The 25,908-nt window shown below is 69.1% G+C and carries 20 protein-coding genes and 1 pseudogene; 7 read left to right on the forward strand and 14 right to left on the reverse strand.

Going from position 1 to position 25,908, the window contains the following annotated elements; translation table 11 throughout:
* Window positions 1-172: 172 nt before the first annotated feature.
* From QM708_RS12290 to QM708_RS12335, 10 genes and pseudogenes are all read right to left on the reverse strand, one after another.
* Entirely contained in the window at window positions 173-1,060 is an 888-nt protein-coding gene (locus QM708_RS12290) for a fructose bisphosphate aldolase (protein ID WP_415108852.1), read from the reverse strand.
* Window positions 1,061-1,173: 113 nt separating this feature from the next.
* Window positions 1,174-1,752 (reverse strand): hypothetical protein, encoded by a 579-nt coding sequence (locus QM708_RS12295; RefSeq protein ID WP_415108855.1) that lies wholly within the window; start codon window positions 1,750-1,752, stop codon window positions 1,174-1,176.
* Window positions 1,749-2,342, reverse strand: a complete 594-nt coding sequence (locus QM708_RS12300; protein ID WP_415108857.1) for a Panacea domain-containing protein — start codon at window positions 2,340-2,342, stop codon at window positions 1,749-1,751. Before QM708_RS12300 ends, QM708_RS12295 begins: the two co-directional genes overlap by 4 nt.
* A gap of 151 nt (window positions 2,343-2,493) precedes the next feature.
* Window positions 2,494-3,276, reverse strand: coding sequence for a lytic murein transglycosylase (locus QM708_RS12305; protein WP_415108860.1), 783 nt, complete (start codon window positions 3,274-3,276; stop codon window positions 2,494-2,496).
* A 113-nt stretch (window positions 3,277-3,389) separates the two neighbouring features.
* Window positions 3,390-4,301: pseudogene (locus tag QM708_RS12310) on the reverse strand (anchored repeat-type ABC transporter permease subunit); the annotation flags it as partial.
* Window positions 4,298-5,143, reverse strand: coding sequence for an anchored repeat-type ABC transporter ATP-binding subunit (locus QM708_RS12315; protein ID WP_415108863.1), 846 nt, complete (start codon window positions 5,141-5,143; stop codon window positions 4,298-4,300). The gene QM708_RS12315 and the pseudogene QM708_RS12310, both read right to left, overlap by 4 nt.
* Complete coding sequence (locus QM708_RS12320) at window positions 5,140-6,282, reverse strand: choice-of-anchor M domain-containing protein (protein ID WP_415108866.1); 1,143 nt, start codon at window positions 6,280-6,282, stop codon at window positions 5,140-5,142. The genes QM708_RS12315 and QM708_RS12320 overlap by 4 nt, the downstream gene beginning before the upstream one ends.
* A gap of 68 nt (window positions 6,283-6,350) precedes the next feature.
* Window positions 6,351-7,916 carry an anchored repeat ABC transporter, substrate-binding protein gene (locus QM708_RS12325; protein ID WP_415108869.1) on the reverse strand — a complete coding sequence of 522 codons (1,566 nt, stop codon included), beginning with the start codon at window positions 7,914-7,916 and terminating at the stop codon, window positions 6,351-6,353.
* Window positions 7,917-7,962: 46 nt separating this feature from the next.
* Complete coding sequence (locus tag QM708_RS12330) at window positions 7,963-13,365, reverse strand: TIGR03773 family transporter-associated surface protein (protein WP_415108872.1); 5,403 nt, start codon at window positions 13,363-13,365, stop codon at window positions 7,963-7,965.
* Between the two features lie 185 nt (window positions 13,366-13,550).
* Window positions 13,551-14,186, reverse strand: coding sequence for a hypothetical protein (locus tag QM708_RS12335; protein WP_415108875.1), 636 nt, complete (start codon window positions 14,184-14,186; stop codon window positions 13,551-13,553).
* Between the two features lie 651 nt (window positions 14,187-14,837).
* On the opposite strand from QM708_RS12335, the gene QM708_RS12340 reads away from it, so the two are divergent.
* The 5 genes from QM708_RS12340 (at window position 14,838) to QM708_RS12360 (ending at window position 18,562) form a co-directional block, all read left to right on the forward strand.
* Entirely contained in the window at window positions 14,838-15,785 is a 948-nt protein-coding gene (locus QM708_RS12340; protein WP_415108878.1) for a metal ABC transporter substrate-binding protein, read from the forward strand.
* The gene (locus tag QM708_RS12345) at window positions 15,782-16,525 is read left to right on the forward strand and encodes a metal ABC transporter ATP-binding protein (RefSeq protein WP_415108881.1); all 744 of its coding nucleotides are present in this window, start codon (window positions 15,782-15,784) and stop codon (window positions 16,523-16,525) included. The genes QM708_RS12340 and QM708_RS12345 overlap by 4 nt, the downstream gene beginning before the upstream one ends.
* Window positions 16,522-17,487 (forward strand): metal ABC transporter permease, encoded by a 966-nt coding sequence (locus QM708_RS12350; protein WP_415108884.1) that lies wholly within the window; start codon window positions 16,522-16,524, stop codon window positions 17,485-17,487. Before QM708_RS12345 ends, QM708_RS12350 begins: the two co-directional genes overlap by 4 nt.
* Window positions 17,432-18,091: a metal-dependent transcriptional regulator gene (locus QM708_RS12355; protein WP_415108887.1), complete on the forward strand. Its 660-nt coding sequence runs from the start codon at window positions 17,432-17,434 to the stop codon at window positions 18,089-18,091. Before QM708_RS12350 ends, QM708_RS12355 begins: the two co-directional genes overlap by 56 nt.
* 192 nt (window positions 18,092-18,283) lie before the next feature.
* The gene (locus QM708_RS12360) at window positions 18,284-18,562 is read left to right on the forward strand and encodes an HU family DNA-binding protein (RefSeq protein ID WP_415108890.1); all 279 of its coding nucleotides are present in this window, start codon (window positions 18,284-18,286) and stop codon (window positions 18,560-18,562) included.
* Here QM708_RS12360 and QM708_RS12365 read toward each other — a convergent pair.
* Complete coding sequence (locus QM708_RS12365; protein ID WP_415108893.1) at window positions 18,519-19,889, reverse strand: MFS transporter; 1,371 nt, start codon at window positions 19,887-19,889, stop codon at window positions 18,519-18,521. The two genes, QM708_RS12360 and QM708_RS12365, sit on opposite strands and share 44 nt — an antisense overlap.
* Before the next feature lie 161 nt (window positions 19,890-20,050).
* On the opposite strand from QM708_RS12365, the gene QM708_RS12370 reads away from it, so the two are divergent.
* Entirely contained in the window at window positions 20,051-21,172 is a 1,122-nt protein-coding gene (locus tag QM708_RS12370; protein WP_415108896.1) for a CobW family GTP-binding protein, read from the forward strand.
* A 120-nt stretch (window positions 21,173-21,292) separates the two neighbouring features.
* On the opposite strand, the gene QM708_RS12375 is transcribed toward QM708_RS12370, so the two are convergent.
* Window positions 21,293-21,877 carry a helix-turn-helix domain-containing protein gene (locus QM708_RS12375; protein WP_415108898.1) on the reverse strand — a complete coding sequence of 195 codons (585 nt, stop codon included), beginning with the start codon at window positions 21,875-21,877 and terminating at the stop codon, window positions 21,293-21,295.
* Window positions 21,878-21,921: 44 nt separating this feature from the next.
* On the opposite strand from QM708_RS12375, the gene QM708_RS12380 reads away from it, so the two are divergent.
* A complete protein-coding gene (locus tag QM708_RS12380; protein WP_415108901.1) occupies window positions 21,922-23,547 on the forward strand; it encodes an FAD-dependent oxidoreductase in 1,626 nt (541 codons plus the stop codon).
* A gap of 72 nt (window positions 23,548-23,619) precedes the next feature.
* Here QM708_RS12380 and QM708_RS12385 read toward each other — a convergent pair whose 3' ends face one another.
* A complete protein-coding gene (locus tag QM708_RS12385) occupies window positions 23,620-24,723 on the reverse strand; it encodes an adenosine deaminase family protein (RefSeq protein ID WP_415108904.1) in 1,104 nt (367 codons plus the stop codon).
* Window positions 24,724-24,810: 87 nt separating this feature from the next.
* Window positions 24,811-25,884, reverse strand: a complete 1,074-nt coding sequence (locus tag QM708_RS12390; protein WP_415108906.1) for an ABC transporter substrate-binding protein — start codon at window positions 25,882-25,884, stop codon at window positions 24,811-24,813.
* Window positions 25,885-25,908: the final 24 nt, after the last annotated feature.

Consider the following 25,908-nt stretch of genomic DNA (forward strand, 5'->3'; position numbering starts at 1 on the left):
ACGCCCGTCCATGCAAAGACCGGGCGAGTAGACGCGCCCGGTCTTTGCATTGACCTGCGCTCCTTTGCGCAGGACTTGGCGTGGTCGAGAGTCTCGGGCCGCTGTGAAGGGTAGGGTCCGCCGCCGCCGTGGCCGCCGAGCTGTTCGCGGCGGCGGACCCTGATCGGGGGGATCAGGCCACGGACGCCGCGTAGATCGACTCGATGGCCGACGCCAGTGCGGCGTCGAACTCCTCGTCGGTCTGCTGGGCGGACAGGCCGTCCAGCAGGGCGCGGCTGAAGCTGGCGATCAGGCCGGGGTTGCGGGCCAGGTGCTCGTTGGCCTCGTCGCGGCTGTAGCCGCCGGACAGGGCGACGACCCGGCTCACGTTCGGGTGCTCGATCAGCTCGGTGTAGAAGCCGTCCACGACCGGGATGGTGAGCTTGAGCGCCACCTTGGCCTCACCGAGGCCGGCCAGATGCTCCAGGATCGCGGCCTTGAGCAGGGTTTCGGACTCGGCGCGATCGGGGGCGGTCAGCGTCACCTCGGGCTCGAGGATCGGCATCAGGCCGGCGTCCAGCACGCGGCGTCCGATCTCGAACTGCTGCGCGACCACCTGCTGGATGCCCGCGGGGTTGGCGGTGGCGATCACCGAGCGCTCCTTGGTGCCGAACACGCCGAGCTCGCGGGCGCGGGCGAGCAGGTCGTCGAGGCCGGGCATGTCCTTCATCAGCTGGACGCCGTCGGCCTGGTCGGCGAGGCCCTTGTCGATCTTGACCAGCGGGATGATGCCCTTGCGCTGCCACAGGTAGGCGGCCACGCCCAGGCCGTCGATCTGCCGGTCGAGGGTGGCCTCGAACAGGATGGCACCGAGGATCCGCTCGCTGGTGAACACCGGGCTGGTGATGATGCGGGCGCGCGCGGCCTGGATCAGGTCGAACATCTCGGTCTCGGATGAGTACTGCGACTCGTCGATGCCGTAGGCCTTCAGCGCCTTCGGCGTGCTGCCGCCGCTCTGGTCGAGGGCGGCGATGAATCCGGCGCCGGTCTCGAAGCGGGCGAGCATTTCGGGGTAGGACATGGGGCGTAGCCTCCTTGGATCGGCCGCCGGGTGCGGCGGTCTGGGTACGTCCCCCACAGTACTTGTTGAGAACCGTTCTCATCAAGCTGGCAGGGGATTCGTCCCGTGATCCGTCAGGCAAGGATCGCGGCCATCTCACATCTGATGGCGGTTGTTGTTCGGTACAACGAAGTCAGGCCGTCGCGGACCTGGCTGGAGCGCACGAAGCCCAGTGATTCGTAGAACTCGATGACCCTGGCGCCCCGGGCCTCCACGACCAGGTACTTGCTGCCAGCCTGCTCCGCGCCGGCTAGGTAGGTTGCGTATGAACAGGCCATCAGGAGCTTGCTCAGCCCTTTGCCCTGGCAGGTCGTATCCAGAGCGAACTTTCCCAAGAGCTGTGCTGGCGCCCGGCCCATCGCACCGATCATGCTGCCGTTGTCCCGATCGTTGTACCTCTCGCGCCGGGCGATGGAACCGATCTCTACCAGGTGTCCTGAGAGGGTATAGAAGCCCAGCACCTTGTCGTTGCGATCTTCAGGCGAGAGAATCCAGACCCTGCATAAGTCCTCTGCGTGAAACCGGGGAGCCCTGAGCCGCAGCCAGTCGGCCAAGCTGCCGCCATGACCGCACTCAAAATCATCCAGGTAATGGTCTTCGTCGAGTGGACGGCAGGAGTACCCCGAAGAAGAAAGTACGTCCGCAACCGTCACTGCGCAGCCCTGAGCCGGCGCACGTCCGCCACGAAACTGTTCGAGAAGCCAGCTGATTCAATCTTGTCTACGTCCGTCTGGGAGACGAACGAGATAAGGCTCAGTGGGAGATCCATCTCTCTTGGAGAGGTTTGGCCAAGGAAGAAATCAATGATGTCCTGTTGCGGCATGTCGCCTCGTCGCGAGCCGGCCGGCCTGGACGACCAGGAGTCTTTCCACACCTCGTCCTGATGGGTCAGTTCCACAAGAGTCCAGGGATCCTTGCTCCCGTAATATCGCCAGATCGCGTCAAGAACCTGCTCAACGTAAGCTCCCAGATCGCCCTGAAACCCATCACGCTCGGCTAGCTGCGCCATCAGTGCATCGTGGCCAACCTCACGTTGCCCTGCGTGAGCACTCAGGAGTTCGCCGACAACCGGCCCCTTTTCCATCGCATAGAAGGCTTCCGGGAAGAGGTGCTCTCCGGTCAGGTGTGCGTACCAACCAAAGCTGTAGAAGCAGAGTTTCTGGAGCTTTACTGTGCTGATCGTGGTCTGCCCTGACTTCTCAATCAGCGCAGTCGCAACGTCGAAAACGGTGGTCACACTCATGAGCCCTCCTTCCCTCGGTACCAGTAACTATCTCTTCGATGCCAGCGTGGGGTGGACGCACCTACAAGCCGCCTGACCCACGATCTGAGTGTAGACACAAGCCTACGTCATGACTCTGACACATCAGCTCGGGGCCTACCATTCATGGTCCTCACCGCAGTGTGGCGTAGTGGTTGGCCGCGTCGGCGACGCGGTTGTTGTACTCCACCGACGGGTTGTAGGCCTGCACCGCGGCGATCCAGTTCGCGGGCTGGGTGAGATCGGTGCCGGACGAGCACAGGTACTCCGCCGCGGCGAGCGCGGCGTCGTCGATCTGTTGCACGTCGGTGACGCCGTCGCCGTTGCCGTCGCGCGCGAACTGGGCCCAGGTCTGCGGGATGAACTGCATCGGCCCGACGGCGCGGTCCCAGGTGGCATCCCCGTCGAGGATCCCGCCGTCGGTGTCACGGATCGCCGCCGTGCCCTGGCCGGTGAGCGGGACGCCGACGATGTCTGGCGAGGCGACGCCGTCGGGGCCTAGCGACGAGCCGTTGATCGTGCCGTGTTCGGACTCGACGTGGCCGATGCCGGCCAGGGTGTTCCAGCCGAGCCCGCAGCCGGGGTGGGTGCGTGCGACGGCGAAGGACGCCCCGGCGTAGGCGGCCAGCGCCCGTTCGGGAATGTTGCCCGCCTGCGCGATGCGGGCGACCCAGGCGGGATCGGCGAGATCGGCGATCGGTGCTGCTGCGGGGTCGGTCCCCACGGCCGGGGCGTCCGCGGTCGGACGAGGTGCCGACGGGGTCACCGAGGCACTGCCCTGGGGCTGGGGCGCGGGGGTGCGGTCGGGGCTGAAGGCGGCGGCGATCAGGGCTCCCGAACCGAGGACGCCGAGCAGTGCGGTGGCGGCGGCGAGCAGCGTCCGGCGAGGGCTCGGGTGCGAGGGATGGGCGGTCATGGATGAACTCCACTGTCGAGGGGGAGGGGATCGGATGCGGCTCCGGACAGCGTACGGGGCGCTGCCGGAGGTGCCGCGGCGGTGCCGTGCGTGGCGGTGTCGTCCGCGACGGTGTGGCGGGCGACGGTACGGTCCGCGATGGTGCCGTCTGCGACGGTGTGGCCCGCGAGGGCGCGGCGTCGTGCGAGGGCGAGCAGGCCCTGGCGGGGTGAGAGGAACCAGGCCGCCAGGAAGAAGGCGGTGAGCACCAGCACGACGGTGCCGCCGGTCGGCAGATCCCACGACCAGGACACGTACAGGCCCACCACGGCCGCGAGCGCGCCGAAGGCGGGGGCGAGCAGCATCATCACCCCGAGCCGGTCGGTGAGCATCCGCGCGGTGGCCGCCGGGGTGATCAGCAACGCGAGGACGAGAATGTTCCCGATGGTCTGCACGCTGATCACCACGGCGAGGGTGACCAGCACGTAGAGCACCAGGTCGAGCCGGAACACCGGCACCCCCATTGCCCGGGCCGATTCGCGGTCCAGGCTGATGGTGACGAACTCCTTGTGCAGGCAGAAGAGCGCCGCCAGGACGGCCAGTCCGGTGACTCCGACCACGATCAGGTCGGAGTCGGGGATGCCGGTGATCGAACCGAACAGGAACTGCTGCAGCGAACCGGCATAGCCGGGGGCCTGCGAGATCACCACGATGCCGAGCGCGAAGGCGGCGACGAAGAAGATCCCGATGATGGAGTCCTCCTTGAGTCGCCGGTTTTGGGAGAACACCGCGACCAGGACGGCGGTGATCACGCCGGCGATGGTGCCGCCGAGGACCAGGTTGCCGGCCAGGACGAAGGCGACCGCCAATCCCGGGAAGACGGCGTGCGCCACGGCGTCCCCGATGAAGGCCATGCCGCGCAGCACGACATGGCAGCCGACCACGCCGCACACCAGCGACGACATCACGGCGACCGCGAGCGCCTTGGGCAGGAAGGTGAGATCGGGGTTGAGCAGGTCGGCGAGGAAGTCGAGCGGGTTCATCAGGCGGCCGCCTTGAGGACGCGGAGCAGGGCCGAGTCGGGGCCTACGCCGAAGGCGGCCATCCAGACAGACGGGTCATCGGCCAATGCGGCAGGGGTGCCGGCGGCGATCACGGTGCGGTTCAGCAACGCGACCCGGTCGCAGGCGTCCAGGGCACCGACGAGGTCGTGGGTGGTCATCAGCACGGCGTGCCCCTCGTGGGCCAGGCCGGCGAATAGTTGCGACAGCAGATCCTGGGTGATCAGGTCGAGGCCGGTGAACGGCTCGTCCAGCAGCAGCAGGCTGGGTCGCAGCACCAGGGCGCGCGCCACCAGGACGCGTTGCCGCTGCCCGCCCGACAACTGCCCGACCGGACGGGTGGCGAACTCGGTCATCCGGACCCGGTCGAGGGCCTCGGCGACCGCCTCCCAATGCTCGGTGCGCATCCGGCGGAACAGGCCGAGGCGTCCGGTGAGCCCGGTGCCGACCACGTCGGCGACGCTGGCCGGGAATTCCCAGGCGAACTCGTGACGCTGCGGCACGTAGCCGATCGCGGTGCGGCCGGGTTTGGCGACGCGGCCGGCCACCGTCACGCGTCCGGCGGCCGGGCGCAGCAGGCCGAGGACGGTGCGCAGCAGGGTGGTCTTTCCGGCGCCGTTGGGGCCGAGCAGGCCGACCAGTTCACCGCGGGCGACGGTGAGGCCGGCGTCCTGCAGCACCAGGCGTCCGCCGAGTTCGACGGCGAGATTCTCCACGACCAGGGTGGGCTCGCTGTCTGGTGTGGGGACGGCCGGTGTGGGGACGGCCGGTGCGGAGACAGCCTGCGCGGCGGGTGCCTGCTGAGCGTGGGTGGGGGACGGAGTCATCGCGCCTCCTCGCCGGACGGATCGCTAGGGCCGGGTTCCTGGGGGGTCACCTGCTGGCCGGACGTCGTGCCGGGTTCCTGAACGGGCACCTGCTGTCCGGACGCCGTGCCGGGTGAGGCGTCCGCCGGCGAGGTGCGGTGCTCGGTGAGCACGCGCCGCTTGGCACGGTTGCCGCGCACGACGACGATCACGACGCCGGCGACCAGGCCGGCGGCGACGACCACGATCGCGCCGATCAGGATCGGCACCAGCGGGCTGCTGCTGCCGGACGCCGCGGGCTGCCCGTCCGCCGCCGGCTGACCACTGCCGGGCGCCGCACTGGGCGAGGCGCCCGCGTCGTCAGGCCCGGTCCAGGTGGCGGCGAGGGCGTCCGCGGGTGCGGTGGCGGTGCCGACCGCGACCCGGATCAGCTGGGTGTCGGTGACCGAGGTGCCGTCGATCAGGTCGGCGTCCGCGGTGAGGCGCAGCAGGTAGACGCCGGGCTGGGTGAACACCCAGTTGGCGTGCGTGTGGGTGTTCACGTCGACCCAGGCCGGCTGCGCGCCGGGCACGCGGGAGTCGAATAGCAGCTGCGGCTCGCCGAAGGATCCCGATTGCAGGTAGGTGGTGACCACGCCGGGGCCTTGGACGCCGGTCAGCGACAGCGTGATGCCGCGGTTGATGGTGCGCATCACCTCGGGATCCTGGGTGTTCCAGCCCAGCCAGACCACCTCCGGGTTCTGCGTCTGCGGCACCACCCACACCGGCTCGCCGGGCTTCGCGCCCAGGAAGGCGTAGGCCGGGTCGTCGGGCACGGTCAGCTTGCCCTGATCGAGCACGTGCAGCACGGTCTGATCGGGGTAGCGCCACACACTGGTCGCGCCGGCGTCGGCGCGGGCCACATCGTCGTGGATCAGGAACTTCCAGGCACCGTCGACGAACTTAGGCCCCATGTCGACGTGCCCGCGATCGAGGACGCGTTCGCCGGTGACGACCCGCATATCGGGGGAGAGTGCCTGCTTGAGCGCCGCGTCGTCGGGTCCCTGGGCGGATGCCACCGCCGCCGGGCCGGCGAGCAGCGCCAGGGTCAGGAGCGCGATTCCGGCGCGCAGCCGGGACAGCCGCGACGCCGGTCGGCGTGCGGGGGCGGACATCCTCATGGTCGGCCTTTCTGGTGGTTCGGTGTGACGTCGTTCGGTGTCAGGAGGAAGAGGGGAAGGGATGGGGATCAGCCCGACAGGCAGGAGCGCAGCGAGTCGGCGTTGAACCGCATCATCTGCACGTAGCTGGTCACGGTGGCGTCGAAGGTGTCGCCGTAGATCGCGCACACCGCGATGCCCTGCTCGCCGGCGACCTCGGTGAGCGTGGACGCCCGCGCGGCCAGGTTCGGCTCCAGGAACACCGCCGGCACCTTGAGGGTGCGGATGGTCTCGGTGAGCTTGCGGCGGTCGGCCATCGACGGCTCGGTGGCCGGGTTGGGCGTGACGAATCCGGCGATGTGGACGTGGTAGGCGTGCGCGAGATAGCCGAACGCGTCGTGGGTGGTGACCAGGTGCCGGTTGCGTTCGGGAATCTGCGCGATGGTGTCGCGCACGTAGGTGTCGGTGGCGTCGAGTTCGTCGAGATAGGCGGACGCCCGCGCGGCGTAGTCGCGGGCACCGGCCGGGTCGGCGCCGATCAGGGTGTCGCGGATCAGGTTCACATACGCCATCCCGTTGCGGACGTTCTGCCACAGGTGCGGGTCGATCTCGCCGTGCACGTGCTTGCCGAGCACCGCCTGCGGCAGTTGGTAGATCTGCGTGCCGGGGCGTCCCAGAAAGGTGAACTGCTGCCCGGCGGGGATCTCGGCCAGCGCCTTGGCGGGCACGTCGATGACCACCTGCTCGGGGGCGTAGGCGACCTGGGTGTGCTCGCCGCCGCCTTCGGGGTCGTAGCGCACCTCAAGGACGCCGTCGGCCAGGTTCGCGGTCAGATCGGCGTGTCCCTGGTTCAGCACCACGGCGTCCGGGCCCGCGACATCGGCCGGATTGACGCCGACCGCGAAGGTGAAGGTGGCCTCGCCGACGGGCTGCGGACGCGCGGTGGCGTCCGCCTGCACCCGGGCTTGCAGGGTGACGGTGTAGACGCCCGGGGCGGTGAACGCCCAGGACAGGTGGGTGTGCGCGTCGGCGGGCAGCGCCATGGTGTCGTCGCGGTAGCCGGTGGCGGCATCGAAACCGTCGGAGGAGTTGAAGTACACGTCGGTGTCGCCGAAGGTGCCGGTCAGGTAGCCGTACACCTGCCCGGGTCCGGTGGCGGCGATCGCCGACAGCAGCACCTCGGAGGTACGGGTCGCCCCGTACCGTTCGGCGCCGTCACCGTGGGCGCGCAGCCCCAGCCAGACCGTGTCCAGGTTGACGTTCTCGACCAGCGGAATGATCTCGGCGGCGTACTTCACCGCCTCCTCGGCGAGCGACACGTTCACCGCGTCCGGGCGCAGGTTGGCGTCCAGGGTCTTGATGATGCCGTGCTCCTCCAGCAGCGCGTAGTTGGAGAAGGCGACGTCGGCGTACACGACGTTGCGGGCGTCCCGCAGCGTCGGCTCGTAGCTGTGCGGGTCGGCGCCGTCGGGGACCAGCGAGACGACATCGACCCGGTCGCCGCCGACCTGGCGCACCAGGTCGCGAAGCAGCCCGGTGGTGGTGACCACCTGCAGCCGGTCGGGGTGCGCGCTCAGCAGCGGTTTGGGCGCGCACCCCGACACGGCCAGGACGCCGGCGGCGAGGGCGGCGGCGAGGGCGACGGGTCGCCTCATCCGCACACCCCCGCGCGCCGGGTTCCCCCGGCCCGGACGCCGCTCATCACAGCCCTCCCCGGCGGCCGCGCCACCACAGCGTCCCCGTGCCCGCGGCTCCGGCGAGCAGCAACCCGCCCAGAATGCTGAGCAGCAGCGGCACCGGATCGCCCTCGTTGAGGGCGGTCACCGGATTCGGCAGCGGCAGCGGGGTGCCCTGGCCCGGCAGCAGGTCACGCGCTGCCGCCGCGGCCTCGGCGAGCGCCTGCTGGGCGGCCTCGAAGGTGCCGGCCGGGTCGTCCGACAGCAGCATCGCGTTCGAGATCGGACCACACCCGGTGCCGGTGCCCGCCGCGGTGGCCGGGTCGACGTTCCCGACCGCGATGGTCAGGGTTTCGGTGTCGGAGGAGGTCTGGCCGTTGGCGAGCGTCGCGGTCTGGGTCATGCTGATCCGGTAGATGCCCTCGGCGGAGAACGCCCAGTTGGCGTGCGCGTGCACCCCGAGCGGGATCGTGTAGCTGCCGCCGTTGTTGAACACCATCTGCTGGACGCCGCCGAACGGCCCGGACAGGTACACCTTCACCGACCCCGGCCCGTTGACCGAGTTGATCCGCCACTGCACCGGGCCGCGGGTATTGCCCGCGTTCAGTGCTTCGGTGTTCCAGCCGAGCCAGATCAGGTTCGGGTTCTGGGTCTGCGGCACCTGCCACACCCGTGCACCGGCCGAGCCGACCGCGCCGTAGCCGGCGGGCAGGCTGACGCGCGAGGACGGCTTGAGCCACAGGATGGTGCCGGACGGCTGCCGGTACACCTTCTTGCCCGAGGTGTCGTCGCCGATCAGGGATTCGACCTTGCCGCCGAGAATGCGGGTGGCGTAGTCGATGTGTCCCGACGACAGGATCGTCGCCTGGGCCACGCACTGGTTCGCGGCGACGTTCCGCACTGCCGGGACGGCGTCCGTATTGCCGCCGCCGTGGTCGGCCGGCGGGGGAGTGAGGTCGACCGGCGTGGTGTTGACGGTCTCGCCGCAGCGGGCGGGATCGATCTGCATCACGTCGGCGGTGCCGACCGCGACGGCGAGCACGAACTGGTCCGAGACGGTCTTGCCCGAAGCCAACTGGGCGGTGCGCTGCATCGACAGGCAGTAGTTGCCCTGCTGGGAGAACGCCCACGACCCGTGCGCGTGCGTGTTCTTCGGAATGGTGAACCGGTCGGCGCCGCCGATGCCGTCGCGGGTGTTGAACAGCACCTGTGGCTGCCCGACCGAGTCGGTCAGGTAGAGCGCGAACTCGCCGGGGCCTGACTTGTCGGTCAGCGCCCAGGACACCCCACCGGTGGTCGCGGTCAGCGTAATCGCCTCGGTCGACCAGCCCGGCCAGAGCAGGCCGGACTGCTGGGTCTGGGAGACCTGGTAGAACCCAGCCCCGGACGCCCCCAGGAACCGCCACTGATCACCGGCCGGCACGGTGGCGCGCGCGTTCGGCAACAGTTGCAGCACGCTCTTGCCGACCGGACGCCACACCGGATCGTTGGACGCCGAGGTGTCCTTCACCTGGGTGACCAGCCGGTCGCCCTCAATGAGGGAGGCGATGTCGACGTGTCCGTTGTTGAGCACGGTGGCGCCCTTGGCGTTGACGGTGCCGTTGGGGACGTTCCACACGGCGTCCGGGATCGGGGTTTCGCCGCCCGGTTTGTTCTCGTCGGGGTCCTTGCCGCCGGGATCGACCGGGTTGATCACGCTGAGGACGTCCCAGCCGATCAGGGCGCCGTCACGGTGTTTGACGACCAACTGGTGACCGCCGGGGGCGGCGTCCGCGGGCAGCCGGACCTGGATCGCGCCCGAACCGCCCACCTGCACCCAACCCAGCCAGGAGGTGTCGTCGAGCCAGGCGGACACCCACTGGCCCGCGCGGTCTTTGCCGACCTGCGCGGTGACGAGCTGACCGGGCGTGAACCCTTTGCCGCCCGCGAGCACCTGGACGCCCCCGGTGTTGCCCTCGTTCAGGGTGTCCGGGGCGACCGGTGTGGTGTCGGGCTCGGACGGCTGGCCCGTGGGCTCGGTGAAGCACTTGGTCGGGTCGACCTTCTTCACGTCCACGTTGCCGACGGCGAACGCGAGCGTGAAGTCGTCCGAGACCGTCTCACCACTGGTCAGCGTCGCCGACCGGGTGAACGCCAGGCAGTAGGTGCCCTCGGCCGTGAACGCCCAGTTGCCGTGCGCATGGGTGTTCTTCGGGATCTCGAACTGATCCGCGGCAGTGATCCCGTCGCGAGTGTTGAAGTACACCTGAGCCGCCCCGTTGGCGTATACCGCCACCTCACCGGGCCCTTGAGCCTTGGTCAGCCGCCAGTTCACCCCGCCCGTGGTGGCGTCGAGCGGGATCTTCTCGGTGGACCAGCCGGGCCACAGCAAGCCGTCCTGCGGCGACTCGTTGATCTGCCAGATCGTGTCGCCGACCGCGCCGATGAACGACTGGACCGGTGAGGTGATCGTCGTCTGGGTGAACGGTGTCAGCTGGAGCACCGTCTGATCCGTGGGCCGGAAGACCGGATCGGTGGCACCGGTGGTGTCATCCTTGATCCGCGTGACGAGCTTGCCGTCCTCCAGCAGCGACGCGACATCGACGTGCCCGTTGTTGATGATGGTGGCCCCCGAATCGGTGAGCGACCCGTTCGGTGTCTCCCAGCGGCGTTCGTCCGGTCCTGGCTCCTCTCCGCCGGGGTCGGTGCCGTGGCCGCCCTGCGCACACAACTCGACGGTGGCGGGGTCGATGTTTCCGGCGACGTAGGTGAGCGTCTTGGTCACCGACGCCGTACCGGTATCCGTGGGGATCTCGAAGGTCCAGGGAACGCAGTAGGTTCCTGGGGCAGTCATGGTGTAGCCGCCATAGTGATAGCGGTCGCGCCAGACCGTGGTGCGACGGGATGTCGTTGACGAGTCAAGGTGGTTGTCAACCACATTGGACTGGAATGCCCCAGGCCCGTCTACATCACCGAGCGTGATGGCCGTGTCGTGCTCGGCGTACTGACCGTCCCATTGCCAGACGAGTCCGTTCTCGGTCATCCACAGTCCACCGGCCGAGCGGGGAGCGGTGAACACGACACTCTCAATGTCGCGGAGTGCCGGCGTGTCCGTGATCCCTTGACGGGTTCGCGCGACAACCTCTGCGGCACCCGTCTCGGTGAGGTAAGGCGTGACGAATACCTCGTCGCGGACCGGTATGTAACGCTCCGAGGAGACCGAGTCGAGGGCCAGTGGCTGCCGCTCGCCGATGATCGGCTCCTCCGAGCGGCCGCACGGCTCGACGCCGGCGAGCGGGATGTCGCCGACAGCAACGGTCAACTGCCCGATGGCGGTGTGCTCGGCGTTCGGATCGGTCAGTCCGCGCACGGAGGTCTGCATGGTCAGGCAGTAGAGGCCCGGTCGGGTGAACGCCCAGTTCTGGTGAATGTGCGACTGCGTGACTTCGCGGGTGCCGGGAAGACCCGTCACGGTGCTGAAGTACATCGCACCCGCTTCGCTGCCGTCGTAGACGGCGACCCGGCCGCCTTCGGGTGTGCGGACACCGAGAAGGCGGAACTGGACACCTCGCTCGAACGGCTGCTTGAGCTTCAGCGTCGACAAACCGGGCCACGTCAGCGAATGTTGCAAAGTGCCAGCGCTCGGGAACAACCAGTAGTCGCTGCCCTCAGGAGCGAAGAAGGACTCCTCGGCGGTCGACACCTGTCGACCGTATTCCGACCCAAGCACGAGGATGGCGTCGTCGGTACTGTACTCGTCGGTGATTCCGGCGTCCCTGTCGTGGAAGAGACTCAATCTGAGACGACCATCCTCACCGAGCGTGGGCCCGATATCAACGTGTCCCTTGCTGATATAGGCGACGTCGTCGAGAAGCCCCTCTTCCGGCGCATCCTGCTCGATCACGCCTCCAGGTGTTTGCGCACACGGCGTGACCTGTGCTGGGTTGATTCCCACCGCGAAGGTGTAGGTGGCGAAGGCCTCGGACGGATTCTCATGGCCGCTCAGGGTTGCTCGGCTACGCACGGTGACGCAATAGCGGCCGGGTGTGGAGAAAGCGAAGCCCTCGCGAGTGGTCGCCGCGCTTCCCCAATTCAGGTAGCCAGGGCCTGCTGGCCGCTTGATCGTCCCCCGGTAGCCATTACGACGGGTATCCCAGGCGTTTCCGTCGGTCACACCGAGACCGGCGCCGCTCGTTCGGAAGGTCGTGAAGTAAGCATCAGGTGCTGGACCGGTGACCGTTCCGATGCCGAAGGACACCGCCCCGTCGGCGAGGTCGGGGGCGTTGATGAACTCTGCATCTGTAGCGACGCTCAGAGAGTTGGAGTAGTACCCGTCCTCTGATGTCTGCCCAACGGTCGAACTAGGACGGGTGCGGTATAGATGGTCGCCGGTGTTCCCGACGGCGCGAGAGATCGCCAAGCCCTCCGGGCTCGCGGAGGTGAATCCGTCGATGGGCCAGGCGTGTTGGTCCCGGTTAGGGATGGAGATGATCGTCGAGGTGGGATCTGACCAGGCCACCCGACGGCGAGTCGCATCGACGTTGAGCAGGCCTTGCGACATCTGACCTTTGGTGAGGGCGGCGGCGAGTCGGAGGTCGCCGGAGTCGAGGATGGTGGTGGTTGTGCCGGGGTCAGTTGGATCAGTGGGGTCGATGGGGTCTGGGTCTGTTCCTGGTTGGGGGCACGGGGTGACGGTGGCGGGGTCGGTTCCTACGGCGAAGGTAAAGACGCTGTTCGCGGCGTAGTCGCCCGAGCCGTCCGCTTTCTGGGTCACGGTGCTGAGGTCGAGGCAGTACACGCCAGGGGCGGAGAATACGAATCCGGTTCCGGGGAACGGGGAACTGGGTGCATCGCCGGAGCCTTCGCCGATGTTTCTGGTGTCGGATTGTTCGCGCCCGGGCTGGGTGGACCAGACGTCGACGAAGGTGTCTGGATAGGCGTCCTGGCCATCGGAGAATGTCTGATACGTGGTGAAGTAGCCGCCGGAGGTCGTGGTGAGCTTATTCATGGTGAACGCCGTGGAGCCGGGTGCGACCTCATCGAAGGATATGTAGCCGGTGTCGAGGTCGAGGCTCAGCGGGTTGGCCTTGGTGGGGGATGTGCTGTGCTTGGACTCGATCCGCCAGATGGCGCGGCGGTCGGGAACCATGCGGTTCCATTCGGTGGATTCTTCATTGCCGGGGAATGGCTCGCTGGTGGGGAGGGAGATCAGGGTGGTGGCGGGGCTGAACCACTCTCCGGAGGTTGCGTCGTTGTTGAGTCGGAGTAGCCGTAGGCCGTAACTGCCGTTGGTGAGGGAGGCGGCGAATCGGAGATCGCCCGAATCCAGCACCGTAATCCCACCGGCGGACGCCGCCACGCCCGCCTTGAGTGTCGGTTCGGCGGCGCCCGCCAAAGCCGCCGCCGGATTGAGAAGTGAAACGCAGAACAGGACAGCGGTGGTGATCACCGCGAGTGTCGTGCGGGCGTGTGGGGAGCTAACAGTGTTCACCGGTGGTGACTTTCCGTCGGTACGAGAGTGCTGCGGACATCAGGGGCGGGTCTTCTGGATCGGGGATAGGCGGCAACATCGGGGCGGCGGGCCGAGATGGCCGCCGCCCCGACGCTCCGCCCGCTAGCGGAGTGGGGAACGCGTCACTTCACGTCGAACTTGTACGTCTTGTAGGCCACGGTGGGGGTGGTCCCCGACGCGGACTCCACCTTGAACGTGACGTAGTAGACGCCATCGGCACCGAACTGCCAGTTGTAGTGGTCGTGGAAGTTGGCCGGCAACGCGGTGTTGTTGGTCACCACGCCGCCAGTCTCGGTCCACTTGTACTTGGTGGCGCCGGTCGTCCCGGGCAGCTTGATCGTGAGCTGGCCCGTCCCCGTGCCCGGATGGCTGACCGAGTAGAGGGTGAGCTTGGCGGCAGTGCCCGTCTCGTTGCGGAGCCCGCCCCCGGAGAGGGGGTAGATCGTCGGGTTGCCGCCGTCGTCGGCGGGGATCAGATTGTTCTGGGACGCGGGCACCTGCCAGCCGTCGGCCGGCGTGCTGATCGGCTGCTCAGTGCCGTGGTCGTAACTCCCGAGCTGCCACGAGCTGCCGACGATCCTGGCCGACACGAAGTCGAATTCGCCGGAGGTGATCGGGGCCGCGTGCGCGACGCCGGAACCGGCGACCGCCACGATGCCTGCTGCGGCGAGCGTGGTGACGGTGCGCAGGATGCCGCGACGGGCCTTGCGGGGCGTGGTGGCCGTCTCGTCGAGACGGTCGGGGGTGAGAACGGACATGATGTGTTTCCTTCGTTTTGGTGCTGAGGGTTCCGGCGTGATCAGGCGCGTCGCGCCGGGCTTCGCCGAGGCCTCGGTGGCGTCGGTGGGGGGTGGAGGCACCTCGGCCGGGCCGCGTCCGTGTTGCGCAGGGACGTCAGGCCGCCGCGACGTTCGTCGGGCGCGGTGGGGCCGAGGTCAGATCCATCGGTCCGAATAGATGAAGTGGGTCAGCACGAAGCCGGTGTGCTGGCGGCGCAGCGGGCGCCACTGCCCCTCGCGTGCCGGACATCCGACCTGCATCGCGGCGGCGAGGGGCAGTGACTCGGGCCCGCAGCCACAGCGCAGGCTGCCATGCTCGGCCAGGTGGCCGCGGGTGTGGACGTGCCTGCGGTGGTCACCCGGCCGGTTGTTCGTCGCGCGGCACGAGCGTGACCGGGCCGGAGGGTGATGGCCAGGCTGAGCGGACCGGTTCGCCGGAGCGATACCCATGTCTCACCTCGCCTCTGCCCTCTCGTTCCGGTGCCCACCGGAACTATCGTTGAGAACGATTCTCAATATGATGTAGTGATCATGCCTCGGTTCGGCGGAGGTGTCAAGCGGGTCCTCGGATCTAAGATTCGAGCTCACGACAACTTGTTTTCGGTGCACCGAAAACTTATCGTTCCGGGTATGCCGAACCTTGCTCACCGCCGATCCCCCCTCCGTGCCGCCCTCGCCTGTGTCGCGCTCGCGGCCCTGCTCGCGTCCGGCTGCTCGGCGCCACCCCTCGCGGCGCCGAGCCCCACCCCCGCCGCGAAACCGGTTGTGCTGACCACGTTCACCGTGCTCGCCGACATCGCTCAGAATGTGGCCGGCGAGCACCTGGTGGTCGAGTCGATCACCAAGCCGGGCGCCGAGATCCACGGCTACGAGCCCACGCCGCAAGACATCGCGAAGGCGTCCGATGCCGACCTGATCCTCGACAACGGCCTCAACCTGGAGCTGTGGTTCGGCCAGTTCGTCGAAGGTCTCGACGTGCCGCATGTCGTCGTTTCGCACGGGGTGACGCCGATGGACATCACCGAGGACGCCTACGCGGGCAAGCCCAACCCGCACGCCTGGATGAGCCCGGTGAACGTGCAGTCCTATGCCGGCACGATGGCGGACGCCTTCGCCGACCTCGACCCTGCGCACGCCGCCGAGTACCGGGCCAACGCCGCCGCCTACCAGGCCGAACTCCAGAAGGTGCAGGACGACCTCACCGCCGAACTGGCCGCACTCCCCGCGAATCAGCGGGCACTGGTCACCTGTGAGGGTGCCTTTTCCTACCTCGCCCGCGACGCGGGGCTGACCGAGAAGTACATCTGGCCGGTCAACGCCGAACAGCAGGCCACGCCGCAGCAGATCGCGTCCACGATCGAGTTCGTGCGCGCCAACGAGGTGCCGGCGGTGTTCTGCGAATCGACCGTGTCGGACAAGCCGATGCGGCAGGTGGTCGAGGTGACCGGTGCCAGCTTCGGCGGCACGCTGTACGTCGACTCCCTGTCTGGCGCGGACGGTCCGGTGCCCACCTACCTCGACCTGATCCGCTACGACGCGGACACCATCGCCGCGGGCTTGACCGGACGGCGGTCATGAGCGCGGGCATCGCGGTCGCTGGCCTCACCGTCCGCTACGGGCCGGTGCTCGCGCTCGACGGGGTCGATCTTGAGGTGCCGTCCGGCCGGGTGATCGGGCTGGTCGGTGTGAACGGCTCGGGCAAGTCCACCCTGTTCAAAGCCATCATGGGCATGGTCCGCCCCGACGGCGGGACAGTGGCGATCGGAGGCCTCCCGCCCGCCGAAGCGCGTGCCACCGGCCTGCTCGGATACGTTCCGCAGAGCGAGGACGTCGACTGGGCCTTCCCGGTCAGCGTGCGTGACGTGGTGATGATGGGCCGCTACGCCCGCCAGGGATTCACCCGGCGACCCACGGCGGCCGACCGGCGCGCGGTCGGGGAAGCGATCGACCGCGTCGGGCTCGCCGAGTATGCCGGCCGGCAGATCGGGCAGTTGTCCGGCGGGCAGAAGAAGCGGGCGTTCGTCGCGCGCGGCATCGCCCAAGGCGCCCGGACACTGCTGCTCGACGAGCCGTTCGCCGGCGTCGACAAGCGCAGCGAGGCCACCATCGTCCGGCTGCTGCGCGAGCTGGCCGACGACGGCACCACCGTCTTCGTCTCGACGCACGACCTGCACGCGCTGCCGCGGCTGGCCGACGAGGCCGTCCTGCTCATGCGCCGGGTGCTGCTGCACGCGAGCGTGGATCAGGTGCTCCGCCCGGAGAACCTCGCCCTTGCCTTCGGCCTCGACGTGCTCGACCCGGCCGAGGGGGCCGCATGAACCTGCTCGACCTCCTCCTCGTCCCGCTCGGCTACGACTTCATGGTCCGGGCTCTGGTCACCACCGTGATCGCCGCGGTCGCCTGCGCGCTGCTGTCGTGCTGGCTGGTGCTGATCGGCTGGTCGCTGATGGGGGACGCCGTGTCGCACGCCGTCCTGCCCGGCGTGGTGATCGCCTACATCCTGGGGGCGCCGTTCGCGGTCGGGGCGGTCGCGTTCGGCTTCGTCGCGGTCGCGCTCATCGGCGTCGTCCAAGGTGCGGGGCGGGTCAAGGAGGACGCCGCGATCGGCATCGTCTTCACCACCCTGTTCGCGCTCGGCCTAGTGCTGATCAGCGTCACACCGAGCCAGACCGACCTCAATCACATTATCTTCGGCAACATCCTCGGCGTGTCCGGCAGCGACCTGGCCCAGGTCGGTGCGCTGGCGTGTGTCGTGGTCGTGGTGCTGCTGGTCAAGCGCCGGGACCTGGTCCTGTACGCCTTCGACCCGACGCACGCGCATGCGCTCGGGCTCTCGCCCAAGCTGCTGGGCGCGCTGCTGCTCGGCCTGCTCGCGCTCACCTCGGTGGTGGCGCTGCAGGTGGTCGGCGTCATCCTCGTCGTCGCCATGCTGATCATTCCCGGGGCGACCGCGTACCTGCTGACCGACCGCTTCGCGCGGATGCTCGTGATCGCGCCGAGCCTGTCGGCCGTATGCTCGATCGTGGGGATCTACCTCAGCTACTGGCTCGACGCGTCGCCTGGTGGTTTGGTGGTCATCGTCCAGGGGGTGGCCTTCGCGGCCGCCTTCCTGTTCGCTCCCCGTCATGGGCTCGTCGCCCGCCGGTTCGCCGCACGGCGGCGGGCGTCCGCGACGGGCTCCCGGAGCGCGCACGCCGAGAGTGCGCACGTCGATCAGGAGGAGCATGGCCGAGTCCGCGGTGACCGAGAACTATCTCAAGGCGGTCTGGAACGCCGCTGAGTGGTCCGAGCGTCCCGTCACCGTGACGGTGCTCGCCTCGCGCTTGGGGCTGGCGCCGTCCTCGGTATCGGAATCGGTGCGCAAGCTCACCGAACGCGGCCTGCTGACCCACGCCCGCTACGGTGCGATCGAGCTGACCCCCGAGGGCCGCCGGATCGCGCTCGCGATCGTCCGCAAACATCGCCTGATCGAGACCTTCCTGGTCGACTATCTCGGCTACGGCTGGGACGAGGTGCACGACGAGGCGGAGGTGCTGGAGCACTCCGTCTCGGACCTGTTCATCGATCGGTTGGATGCCCGCCTCGGTCATCCGGACGCCGACCCGCACGGTGATCCGATCCCGGCCGCCGACGGTCACCTGCCGGCGGCGGGGTATGTGACGCTCGACACGGTGGACGCCGGAACGCGCGTGCAGATCGTGCGCGTCGCCGATTCCGACCCCGACCTCCTGCGGCATCTCGAGGGACTCGGGCTCACCCCGGGCGCGGTGGTGGAGGTGGCCGGCAACAGCGAGTCCACCGGCGTCGTCGACCTGAGTAATTCCGGTGCTGCGGCCGCTTTGAGCCGGGAGGTGGCCCGCTCGGTCCGGGTTCATCTCTGCTGAGCGGCGGCCGTCCCTGCTGGGCGGCGTCCGGCTGCTGGGTGGCGGCCCGGGTCATCACCTCCGGGGTGCCGAGGGGCGCCCTGCTAGGCTTATTGCGAACTGTTCTCAACGGGGCGTCCTCGCTGATGGCCGACGGTTGGTGTCTCCTCCGCCGGCCCTTCGCGCGGACCGTCCCACCGATAGGAGTAACCCATGAACCGATCCGAACTCGTCGCCGACGTTGCCGCCGTCACCGAGCTGACCGAACGCGAGACCGAGGTGACCATCGCCGCCGCGCTGGATGTGATCGGCTCCGCGCTCGCCCGGGGTGAGAGCGTGACGCTGGCCGGTTTCGGCACCTTCGAGCGCCGCGAACGCGCCGCCCGCGCCGGCCGCAATCCGCAGACCGGCGAAGCGATGGAGATCGCTGCCGCGAAGGTGCCCGCGTTCAAGGCCGCGGCCGCGCTGAAGCGCCGGGTTGCCGGCGCCTGAGCGCACGTCCGGACGCGTGGTGCCAGCGGCCGGATGCCCAGGCTGCGTGGGGCGTCCGCCTGGAAGCGAACCCGGCGGACGGCCTCAGCCGACGGGCATCCGCCGGAATCGGGCGTGGGTGAAGACGAACACCGCGACGGCGCCCATCAGGATTGCACCCGCGATGATCGGCAAAGGCGACCAGAGGCCGTAGAGCGCGGTGCCCGCGGTGGGGGCGATCACGAAGGTCAGTCCGTTGGTCGCGCCGATCAACCCGGCCAGGCCGCCCTGCTCCTCGCGGCTGACCAACAGGCTGGTGCCCGCCGTGTAGCCGGGCGTCGCGATGCCCAGGCCGAGGCCAATGAGCAGGACGCCGGCGAACAGTGGGACCGGGCCGGCCTCTCATGATCAGGGTGAGGAAGCCCGCGAGTGCGGTGGTGACGCCCACGCGTAGCAGCGTGGCCGGCGCCCAGCCGCTACGCGGAACGACCACGCCCTGGGCCACGATCATGCCGAGTCCTGCGGTGAGCAGCGCGCCGCCGGTGACTAGGCCGGTGGACGAGGCGTCCAAGCCGAGGCGGTCCTGCACGAGGAACCCGGTGATCACCTGCACGAAACCGAGCGCGGTGAACATGCCGAACCCGGCCACCAGGAACGGCCATACCCGCGTGTCGAACGGGCTCACCCGTGCCGGGGTCTCGATCAGTTCATGGCGCGGCTCGCGGCGCAACCGCAGGGCGAGGAGCGCGAGCCCCGCCGCCAGCAGGACCGGCACCGCGATCAGCGGAGCCATCAGGCCGAACGCCGACAAGACGCCCCCGAGCACCGCGCCGCCCACCATCGCGATACCCTGCACCGCTCCCACCCCGGACATGCCCTTGACCCGGGCGGTCTCGTCGGTGGTGACGTCGGCGATGTAGGCCTGCGCGGTCGGTGGCACCGCCGCGATCGCGGTGCCGAAGGCAACGCCGCGCAACAGCACGAAGGACGCGAACAGGGCCGCGCCGGTGAGGGCGCCCGTCATGCCCATCCAGGCCAGGGCCGCGAAGAGGATCATCGTGATGCAGGTCAGGGCGAACGCCGCGACCAGCACGGGCTTGCGTCCCCACGACTGCGAACGCCGCCCCCAGAACTGGCTGGTCAGCACCACCATCACTGCGGCCGTGCTGATCGTCACCCCGATCTGCCATTCGGCGAGCCCGACCTCGCGGGACAACGGGGCGATGATGGGATTGAGCGTCTGCTGGCCGAGGTACGCCAAGAACACCGCCCCGAGCAGCAACGGGATCTGCGGCCGCGCCGCCGCCGGGTCGCTCGCCGACGGCGTGGTGGGGATCGGGGTGGTCATTCGATTCCTCGCGTTTCTTGGGGACGTCCAGCGTGCTCCTATCGGTGGGAGCCGAGTCGCCGACCGTAGTAAGGCTAGCCTTAGTTCGAGTGCGGATGGGGTCGTGCGGCTGGGTGGGGCCACCTCTTCGTTCTAAATGATAATGGGTATCATCTGATCTAATGAGTGTGCGACGAGATCCCGAGGTGTCCGAGGGACGCGTGCCCGTCGTCGCGCTCACCGGCTACCTCGGTGCGGGCAAGACCAGCCTGCTCAACCATCTGCTGCGGACGCCCGGCGCGCGCCTGGGCGTGGTCGTCAACGACTTCGGCACCCTCAATGTGGACGCCGCGCTGGTGAGTGGCCAGATCGACGAGGCGGCGTCCATCTCGGGCGGGTGTTTGTGCTGCCTGCCGGACGCCGGCGGTCTCGACGCGGCGCTGGAGAAGCTCGCGCATCCGCGCTTGCGCTTGGATGCGATCCTGGTGGAGGCCAGCGGCGTGGCCGATCCGCTCGTGCTGGCCCGAATGATCCGGTTCAGCCGCGTCGACCGCGTCCGGCCCGGCGGGATCGTCGAGGTGATCGACGCCGTCGAACACTTCCGCACCCTCGACCTGTGGCCGCGCCCGCCGGCCCGCTACGCGGCGGCGACCCTCGTGGTGATCGGCAAGGACGATCTGCTGCTCGAGGCGGGCCGCGAGGCGATGGTAGAACGCATCCGCCAGCGGGTGCGCCTGCGCAATCCGCACGCTCCGGTCCTCATCGCCCGGCAGGGACGCATCGACCCCCGGCTGGTGTTCGACACCGCCAACACCGAAGACCCGCAAGACCAGTTGCCGATCGCCCAGTTGATCCGTGAGCAGTCGTCCCGTCGCCACGGCGAGGGTCAGGGTCACGGCGATGGGCAGGGTCGCGGCGACGGGCCTGGGCATGGCCACGGCGACGGGCATGACCACCTGCACGCGCGGGCGGCGTCTGTGGCCCTGGATCGCCCGGTATCCCCGAGCGCGCTGATCGACCTGCTCGAAGACCCTCCCTCGGGTGCCTATCGGCTCAAAGGCCGGGTGTGCGTGCGCGGCCCCAAGGCGGAGCGCGGCTACCTGGTCAATGTCGTCGGCTCGATGATCGGCGTCGACGCACTGTCCGCGCCGCCGCAGCCCGGCGAACTGGTCGCGATCGGGACCGACCTCGACCCAGACGTCGCCGAGCGTCGGCTACGGGCGGTCGCCGAGGCGCCGGGTGGGCGTCCGGACGCCGCGGGTATGCGCCGCCTGCGGTCCTACCTGCGACGTGGACGGGTTTGAGCGCCGGTGTTCGACGGAGCGTACGCTCCGTCGCTTGGCGCGGCTAACGACCGTCGCGCGCATGCTGCAACACCCGCGCGGCGACCACTTCCCGCGCGCGAACACGGAGCGTACGCTCCGTCACACGTCCGCCGCGTCGGCCGGCATGGCCGGGTCGGTGGTGTGGGTGTGCATGCGGGCGCCGGCCTCGTTGAAAATGCTGATCACCTGGGCCGGACGCCCTCCGTGCGCCGACATGGCGTGCGGCGTCCGGGTGTCGAATTCGGCGGCCTCGCCCGGAGTGAGAATCAGGTCCTGGTCGCCCAGCCGCAGCCGGAGGCGTCCTTGCAGCACGTACAGCCATTCGAAACCGTCGTGCGTGCGCAATTCCGGTAGCGCACCGCCGGCGGGGTAGGTGATCTTGTAGGTGAGGACGGGGGAGTGCTCCGGCGCGAGCGGTGCGATCACCATGCCGTCGCGGCGAATCACCGGACGCCGCACGCGCGGATCCGCGGTGTGGACGCGGACCAGGTCGTCCAGGGTGACGCCGAGGCGCTTGGTGAGGGGCAGCAGGAGTTCCAGGCTGGCCTGCCGTTTGCCGGACTCGAGTCGCGACAGGGTGCTGGCCGAGATGCCGGCGCCGGTGGCCAGTTCTTCCAGGGTGAGGCCGCGCGCTTGCCGTGCCGAGCGCAGTCTCGGGCCTACCTGTGCGAGCTCGCCGTCCATGATGCTCCTTGCTGATTCCGCAAACTTGTTTGCATTCTAGTCGGATGCCGCTCATGCTGGGCAGCATGCAGCAGAACTCTTGGGACGTGATCGTCGCCGGTGGCGGACCGGCCGGGCTGTCGGCGGCGTTGATGCTCGGACGCGCCCGCCGGCGGACGCTGGTGATCGACGCGGGCAGCCCGCGCAATCGCTTCGCCGCCCATATGCACGGCGTCCTCGGGCAAGAGGGCGTGCCCCCGGGCGAACTCCTCGACCGTAGCTGGGATGAGGTGGCGGGCTACGGGGTCGAGCGCCTGTCCGGTGCCGTGATGGGTGTCGAACGCGAGCCGGACGGCCTGCGGATCACGACCACCGACGGCGCCGTGCTGCGCGCGCGGGCGCTGATCGTCGCCACCGGGCTGACCGATGAGCTGCCGGCCATCCCCGGCCTCGCCGAGCGCTGGGGCGTCACCGTGCTGCACTGCCCGTACTGCCACGGCTGGGAGGTCCGCGACCAGCACCTCGGCGTCCTCACCACCTCGCCGCTCGGACTGCACCAGGCCGAGCTGATCCGGCAGTGGAGCGACCGGGTCACCGTCTTCACCGCCGGCCTCGGATCGCTCGAGCCCGAGACCGCCGAACGGCTGCGCGCACGCGGTATCGTCCTCGAACCCGAACCGGTGGTGGGACTTCTCGGCGAAGGTACCGCTCTCGAATCCGTGTGGCTGCGCGACGGACGGCAGGTCCGGATGGATGCCCTCTTCACCGCCGGAACACCGCGACCGCGCGATGACTTCCTGGCCCCGCTGGACCTCGCCCGCACCGACACGCCCTGGGGCTCGTTCCTCGCCGTGGACGCGATGGGCCAGACCAGCGACGACCGCATCTGGGCGGTCGGCAACGTGGTGAACCCGGGCGCGAACGTGCCGCTGTCCATCGGCGTCGGCTCCTTCGCCGGAGCCGCCGTCAACGCCGCCCTGGTCACGGCCGATTTCGACGCGGCGATGTCTGCGGATCACCGCGATCCTGGTCACGCCGCGGAGGGCGAGGCGCACAAAGGTGGATCGTGGCCGACCGTGGCGTCGGCCGACTTCTGGGAGGAGCGGTACGCGGGATCGGAGCAAGTGTGGTCCGGCAAGGTGAATCGTGTGCTTGCCGAGGTCGCCGCCACGCTCACCCCGGGGCGCGCGCTCGATCTGGGCTGCGGTGAGGGCGCCGACGTGATCTGGCTCGCCCAGCACGGCTGGGACGCGATCGGTGCCGACATCTCGCCGACCGCCATCGGCCGCGCCCAGGCGGCCGCGGACGCCGCGCGCGTCGCCGGCAATGCACGGTTCGTCGTCGCCGACATCGCCCACGTTCCCGCGGGTGCCTTCGACCTGGTCACCGCGAGTTTCCTGCACTCGCCCGCCGAACTCCCCCGCGAAGACATCCTCCGCCAGGCAGCCGACGTCGTCGCGCCCGGTGGGCACCTGCTGATCACCTCGCACGTCGGCCCGCCGCCGTGGGCCGACCCCGCTGACACGCACCACCACCGGTTCGCCACGCCGCAGGAGGAGGTCGAGCAACTCGCCCTCGATCCGCAGCGGTGGCAGGTCGTGGTCGCCGAGGTCCGTCCGCGCGAGACGACCGCTCCTGACGGCGCGCCGACGACGATCGACGACGGCGTGGTGCTGATCCGACGCATCTGAATCGTCACTGCAGTACGTTTTGTCCCCGCACTCGGTGCAACGGTTGTCTCAGCGCACGCCCTGACGGCCCGATCAGGCGTCGGCCGCCTCCAGTACGGTGAACTCGTGCTCGAAGCGTGCCCGCAGGGCGGTCTTCTCGGCGTCCGGAAGCCAGCAGGCATCGACGCCGGCGAACGCCATCTGGCGCAACCGCTGGTAGGGCACGGCCAGGTCCTCGGCGAGGATCCGGTATTCGGAGGCCAGCGTGGTCGGGAACATCCCGGGATCGTCGGAGGCCGCGATCACGTTCAGCCCGGCGTCCAGCATCGCCTTGATGGACGCCCGCCGCCACGGCCGCCAGGAGCGGCGCGAGGTGGTCGAGATCACCGTCATTGGGGTCTGCTCGGCGCGCAGCCGGGCCACGACGGCGTCGTCCTCGAGCACGAAGTAGCCGTGGTCGATGCGGTCGCAACCCAACAGGTCCAGGCAGGTGATCGTGTTGGCGGCGGCTGGCACGTGCTCCGACGAGTGCGCCGTCCGCCGCAATCCGGCCTGACCAGCGAGCCGGTAGGCGGCGGCGAACCGCTCCGGGGGGCCGACGGTCTCCAGATTGTCCAGGCCGATGCCGGCCACGTACTCGTGCGGAGCATCGGCGACGGTCCGGACCCAGGCCAACGCCTCGTCGGCGGTCCGGCTCCGGTCGATGGCGGCGAGCAGGCGTCCGGTCATGCCGAAGTCGCGCTCGGCCAGCCGGATGCCCTCGGCGTAGGCGTCCACCACGGCGGCGTAGCCGATCCGGGCCAGCCGGGGGGTGAGCTCGTCGAAGGACACCTCCAGGTGCCGGGTGTTCGACAGCCGGTGCGCGTCCTCGAACGCCTCGTAGACGATCCGGGTCAGGTCGTCGGTGTCGCGCAGCACGTCGATCACCCAGCCCGACAGCTGGAACAGCGAATACGACACCTCGGGCTCGTCGGCCGAGCGGCCCTGCGGCACCGGGATGCGGGTGTTCCGGTACAGCGCCGGGTCGGGCGGCAACGAGTTGCAGGACGCGTACACCTGCTCGGGAGTATCGGGCAGATCCAGTCCCTCGCGGCGGGCCAGCTCGGCGAAGGTGGACGCCCGCACGGTGCCGATCAGGTGGCAGTGCAGATCAACCTTGGGGATCGCCCGGAGAAGGTCGGCGGACGGTGCGGTCATCGCTCAGCGGCTCCCAACGGTTCAGAAAACAAAGGCCGCCCCGGATCAGGCGATCCGGGGCGGCATTCAGGATAGTTCAGCGACGGCTCAGCTGCCCGTCACCTCGCGGGTGAACCGCTCGGCGAGGGCGCTGTAGCCGGAGGCCACCTTCTCGGAATCGAGCACCTGATAGCCGGCGGCGACCGGGTCCTTCGCGACGTCACCCAGGGCCTTCACCAGCGTGTCGGGGACGGTCACCTTCGTGTTCACCGGCAGGTCGTTGTACGCCTTCGCGGCGGCCTCCTGGGCCTCGGCGCTCATCAGGAAGTCGATGAACTGGTGCGCGCCCTCGACGTTCCCGGCGCCCGTGGGGATCATCGCCCGGTTGGTCGCCATGTAGGCACCCTTCGACGGCACGGCGAACGCGTAGTTGCTGTCGCTGCTGATCAGGGTGGCCGCGAACGTGCTGATCGAGTCGGCCGCGACGATTTCGCCCTGGGTGATCAGGTTCGAGACCTCGGTGGTGGTCGAGTAGAACTTCAGGACGCCCGGCTTCCACTCCACCAGCTTGCCGATCGCGGTGTCGTAGTCGAACGGGCCCGAACCGTAGGCCGTGCCCAGCCCGGAGACCACCAGCTGGCCGGCGGTCGCGCTGATGTCAGGCAGCGCAACCTTGCCCTTCACCTCGGGGCTGCCGAACAGCGCCCAGTCGGACGCCGTCGCGGCGTCCAGCTTGCGGGTGTCGTAGACGACGCCGTTGAGCTGGTAGGTGGTGGCCGGACCGTTGTAGTCGGCGGTCTTGGCGAAGTCGGCGACGTCGGCCAGCGACGGAACCTTGGACGCGTCGACCTTCTGGAACAGGTTCTTGGCCTGGCCCTGGGCGGCGAAGTTGTCGGTGATGATCATCACGTCGACGCCGGCGGCGTTGCCAGTCGCGTCCAGCTCGTTGAGGCGCTCGGCGTTGCGGCCGTGGACGACCTCGACGTCAATGCCGGTCTTGGCCTCGAACGGCTTGATGATCGACTCCTCATACGCCTCCAGCCCGAAGCTGAAGGTGCTGACCTTGAGCGTCTTGTTCGCGGTCGCCGCGGTCTGGGTGGGCGTGCCACCGCAGGCGGCGAGCGGCAGGGCCATCGCCGCGACGGAAGCCGCGATCATCGCCAGGCGCTTCGTGGATGCCATATCTGGTTACCTTTCCTTCGTCCC

It is taken from the genome of Propioniciclava sp., from assembly GCF_047602245.1.
Taxonomy (GTDB): domain Bacteria; phylum Actinomycetota; class Actinomycetes; order Propionibacteriales; family Propionibacteriaceae; genus Propioniciclava.

Bases quoted from the DNA above. Each gene is read 5' to 3' on its own strand.
- QM708_RS12290 (WP_415108852.1), bottom strand. From the start codon at position 1,060: ATGTCCTACCCCGAAATGCTCGCCCGCTTCGAGACCGGCGCCGGATTC.
- QM708_RS12300 (WP_415108857.1), bottom strand. From the start codon at position 2,342: ATGAGTGTGACCACCGTTTTCGACGTTGCGACTGCGCTGATTGAGAAG.
- QM708_RS12305 (WP_415108860.1), bottom strand. From the start codon at position 3,276: ATGACCGCCCATCCCTCGCACCCGAGCCCTCGCCGGACGCTGCTCGCC.
- QM708_RS12315 (WP_415108863.1), bottom strand. From the start codon at position 5,143: ATGACTCCGTCCCCCACCCACGCTCAGCAGGCACCCGCCGCGCAGGCT.
- QM708_RS12320 (WP_415108866.1), bottom strand. From the start codon at position 6,282: ATGAGGATGTCCGCCCCCGCACGCCGACCGGCGTCGCGGCTGTCCCGG.
- QM708_RS12325 (WP_415108869.1), bottom strand. From the start codon at position 7,916: ATGAGGCGACCCGTCGCCCTCGCCGCCGCCCTCGCCGCCGGCGTCCTG.
- QM708_RS12335 (WP_415108875.1), bottom strand. From the start codon at position 14,186: ATGTCCGTTCTCACCCCCGACCGTCTCGACGAGACGGCCACCACGCCC.
- QM708_RS12340 (WP_415108878.1), top strand. From the start codon at position 14,838: ATGCCGAACCTTGCTCACCGCCGATCCCCCCTCCGTGCCGCCCTCGCC.
- QM708_RS12345 (WP_415108881.1), top strand. From the start codon at position 15,782: ATGAGCGCGGGCATCGCGGTCGCTGGCCTCACCGTCCGCTACGGGCCG.
- QM708_RS12350 (WP_415108884.1), top strand. From the start codon at position 16,522: ATGAACCTGCTCGACCTCCTCCTCGTCCCGCTCGGCTACGACTTCATG.
- QM708_RS12355 (WP_415108887.1), top strand. From the start codon at position 17,432: ATGGCCGAGTCCGCGGTGACCGAGAACTATCTCAAGGCGGTCTGGAAC.
- QM708_RS12360 (WP_415108890.1), top strand. From the start codon at position 18,284: ATGAACCGATCCGAACTCGTCGCCGACGTTGCCGCCGTCACCGAGCTG.
- QM708_RS12365 (WP_415108893.1), bottom strand. From the start codon at position 19,889: ATGACCACCCCGATCCCCACCACGCCGTCGGCGAGCGACCCGGCGGCG.
- QM708_RS12370 (WP_415108896.1), top strand. From the start codon at position 20,051: ATGAGTGTGCGACGAGATCCCGAGGTGTCCGAGGGACGCGTGCCCGTC.
- QM708_RS12375 (WP_415108898.1), bottom strand. From the start codon at position 21,877: ATGGACGGCGAGCTCGCACAGGTAGGCCCGAGACTGCGCTCGGCACGG.
- QM708_RS12380 (WP_415108901.1), top strand. From the start codon at position 21,922: ATGCCGCTCATGCTGGGCAGCATGCAGCAGAACTCTTGGGACGTGATC.
- QM708_RS12385 (WP_415108904.1), bottom strand. From the start codon at position 24,723: ATGACCGCACCGTCCGCCGACCTTCTCCGGGCGATCCCCAAGGTTGAT.
- QM708_RS12390 (WP_415108906.1), bottom strand. From the start codon at position 25,884: ATGGCATCCACGAAGCGCCTGGCGATGATCGCGGCTTCCGTCGCGGCG.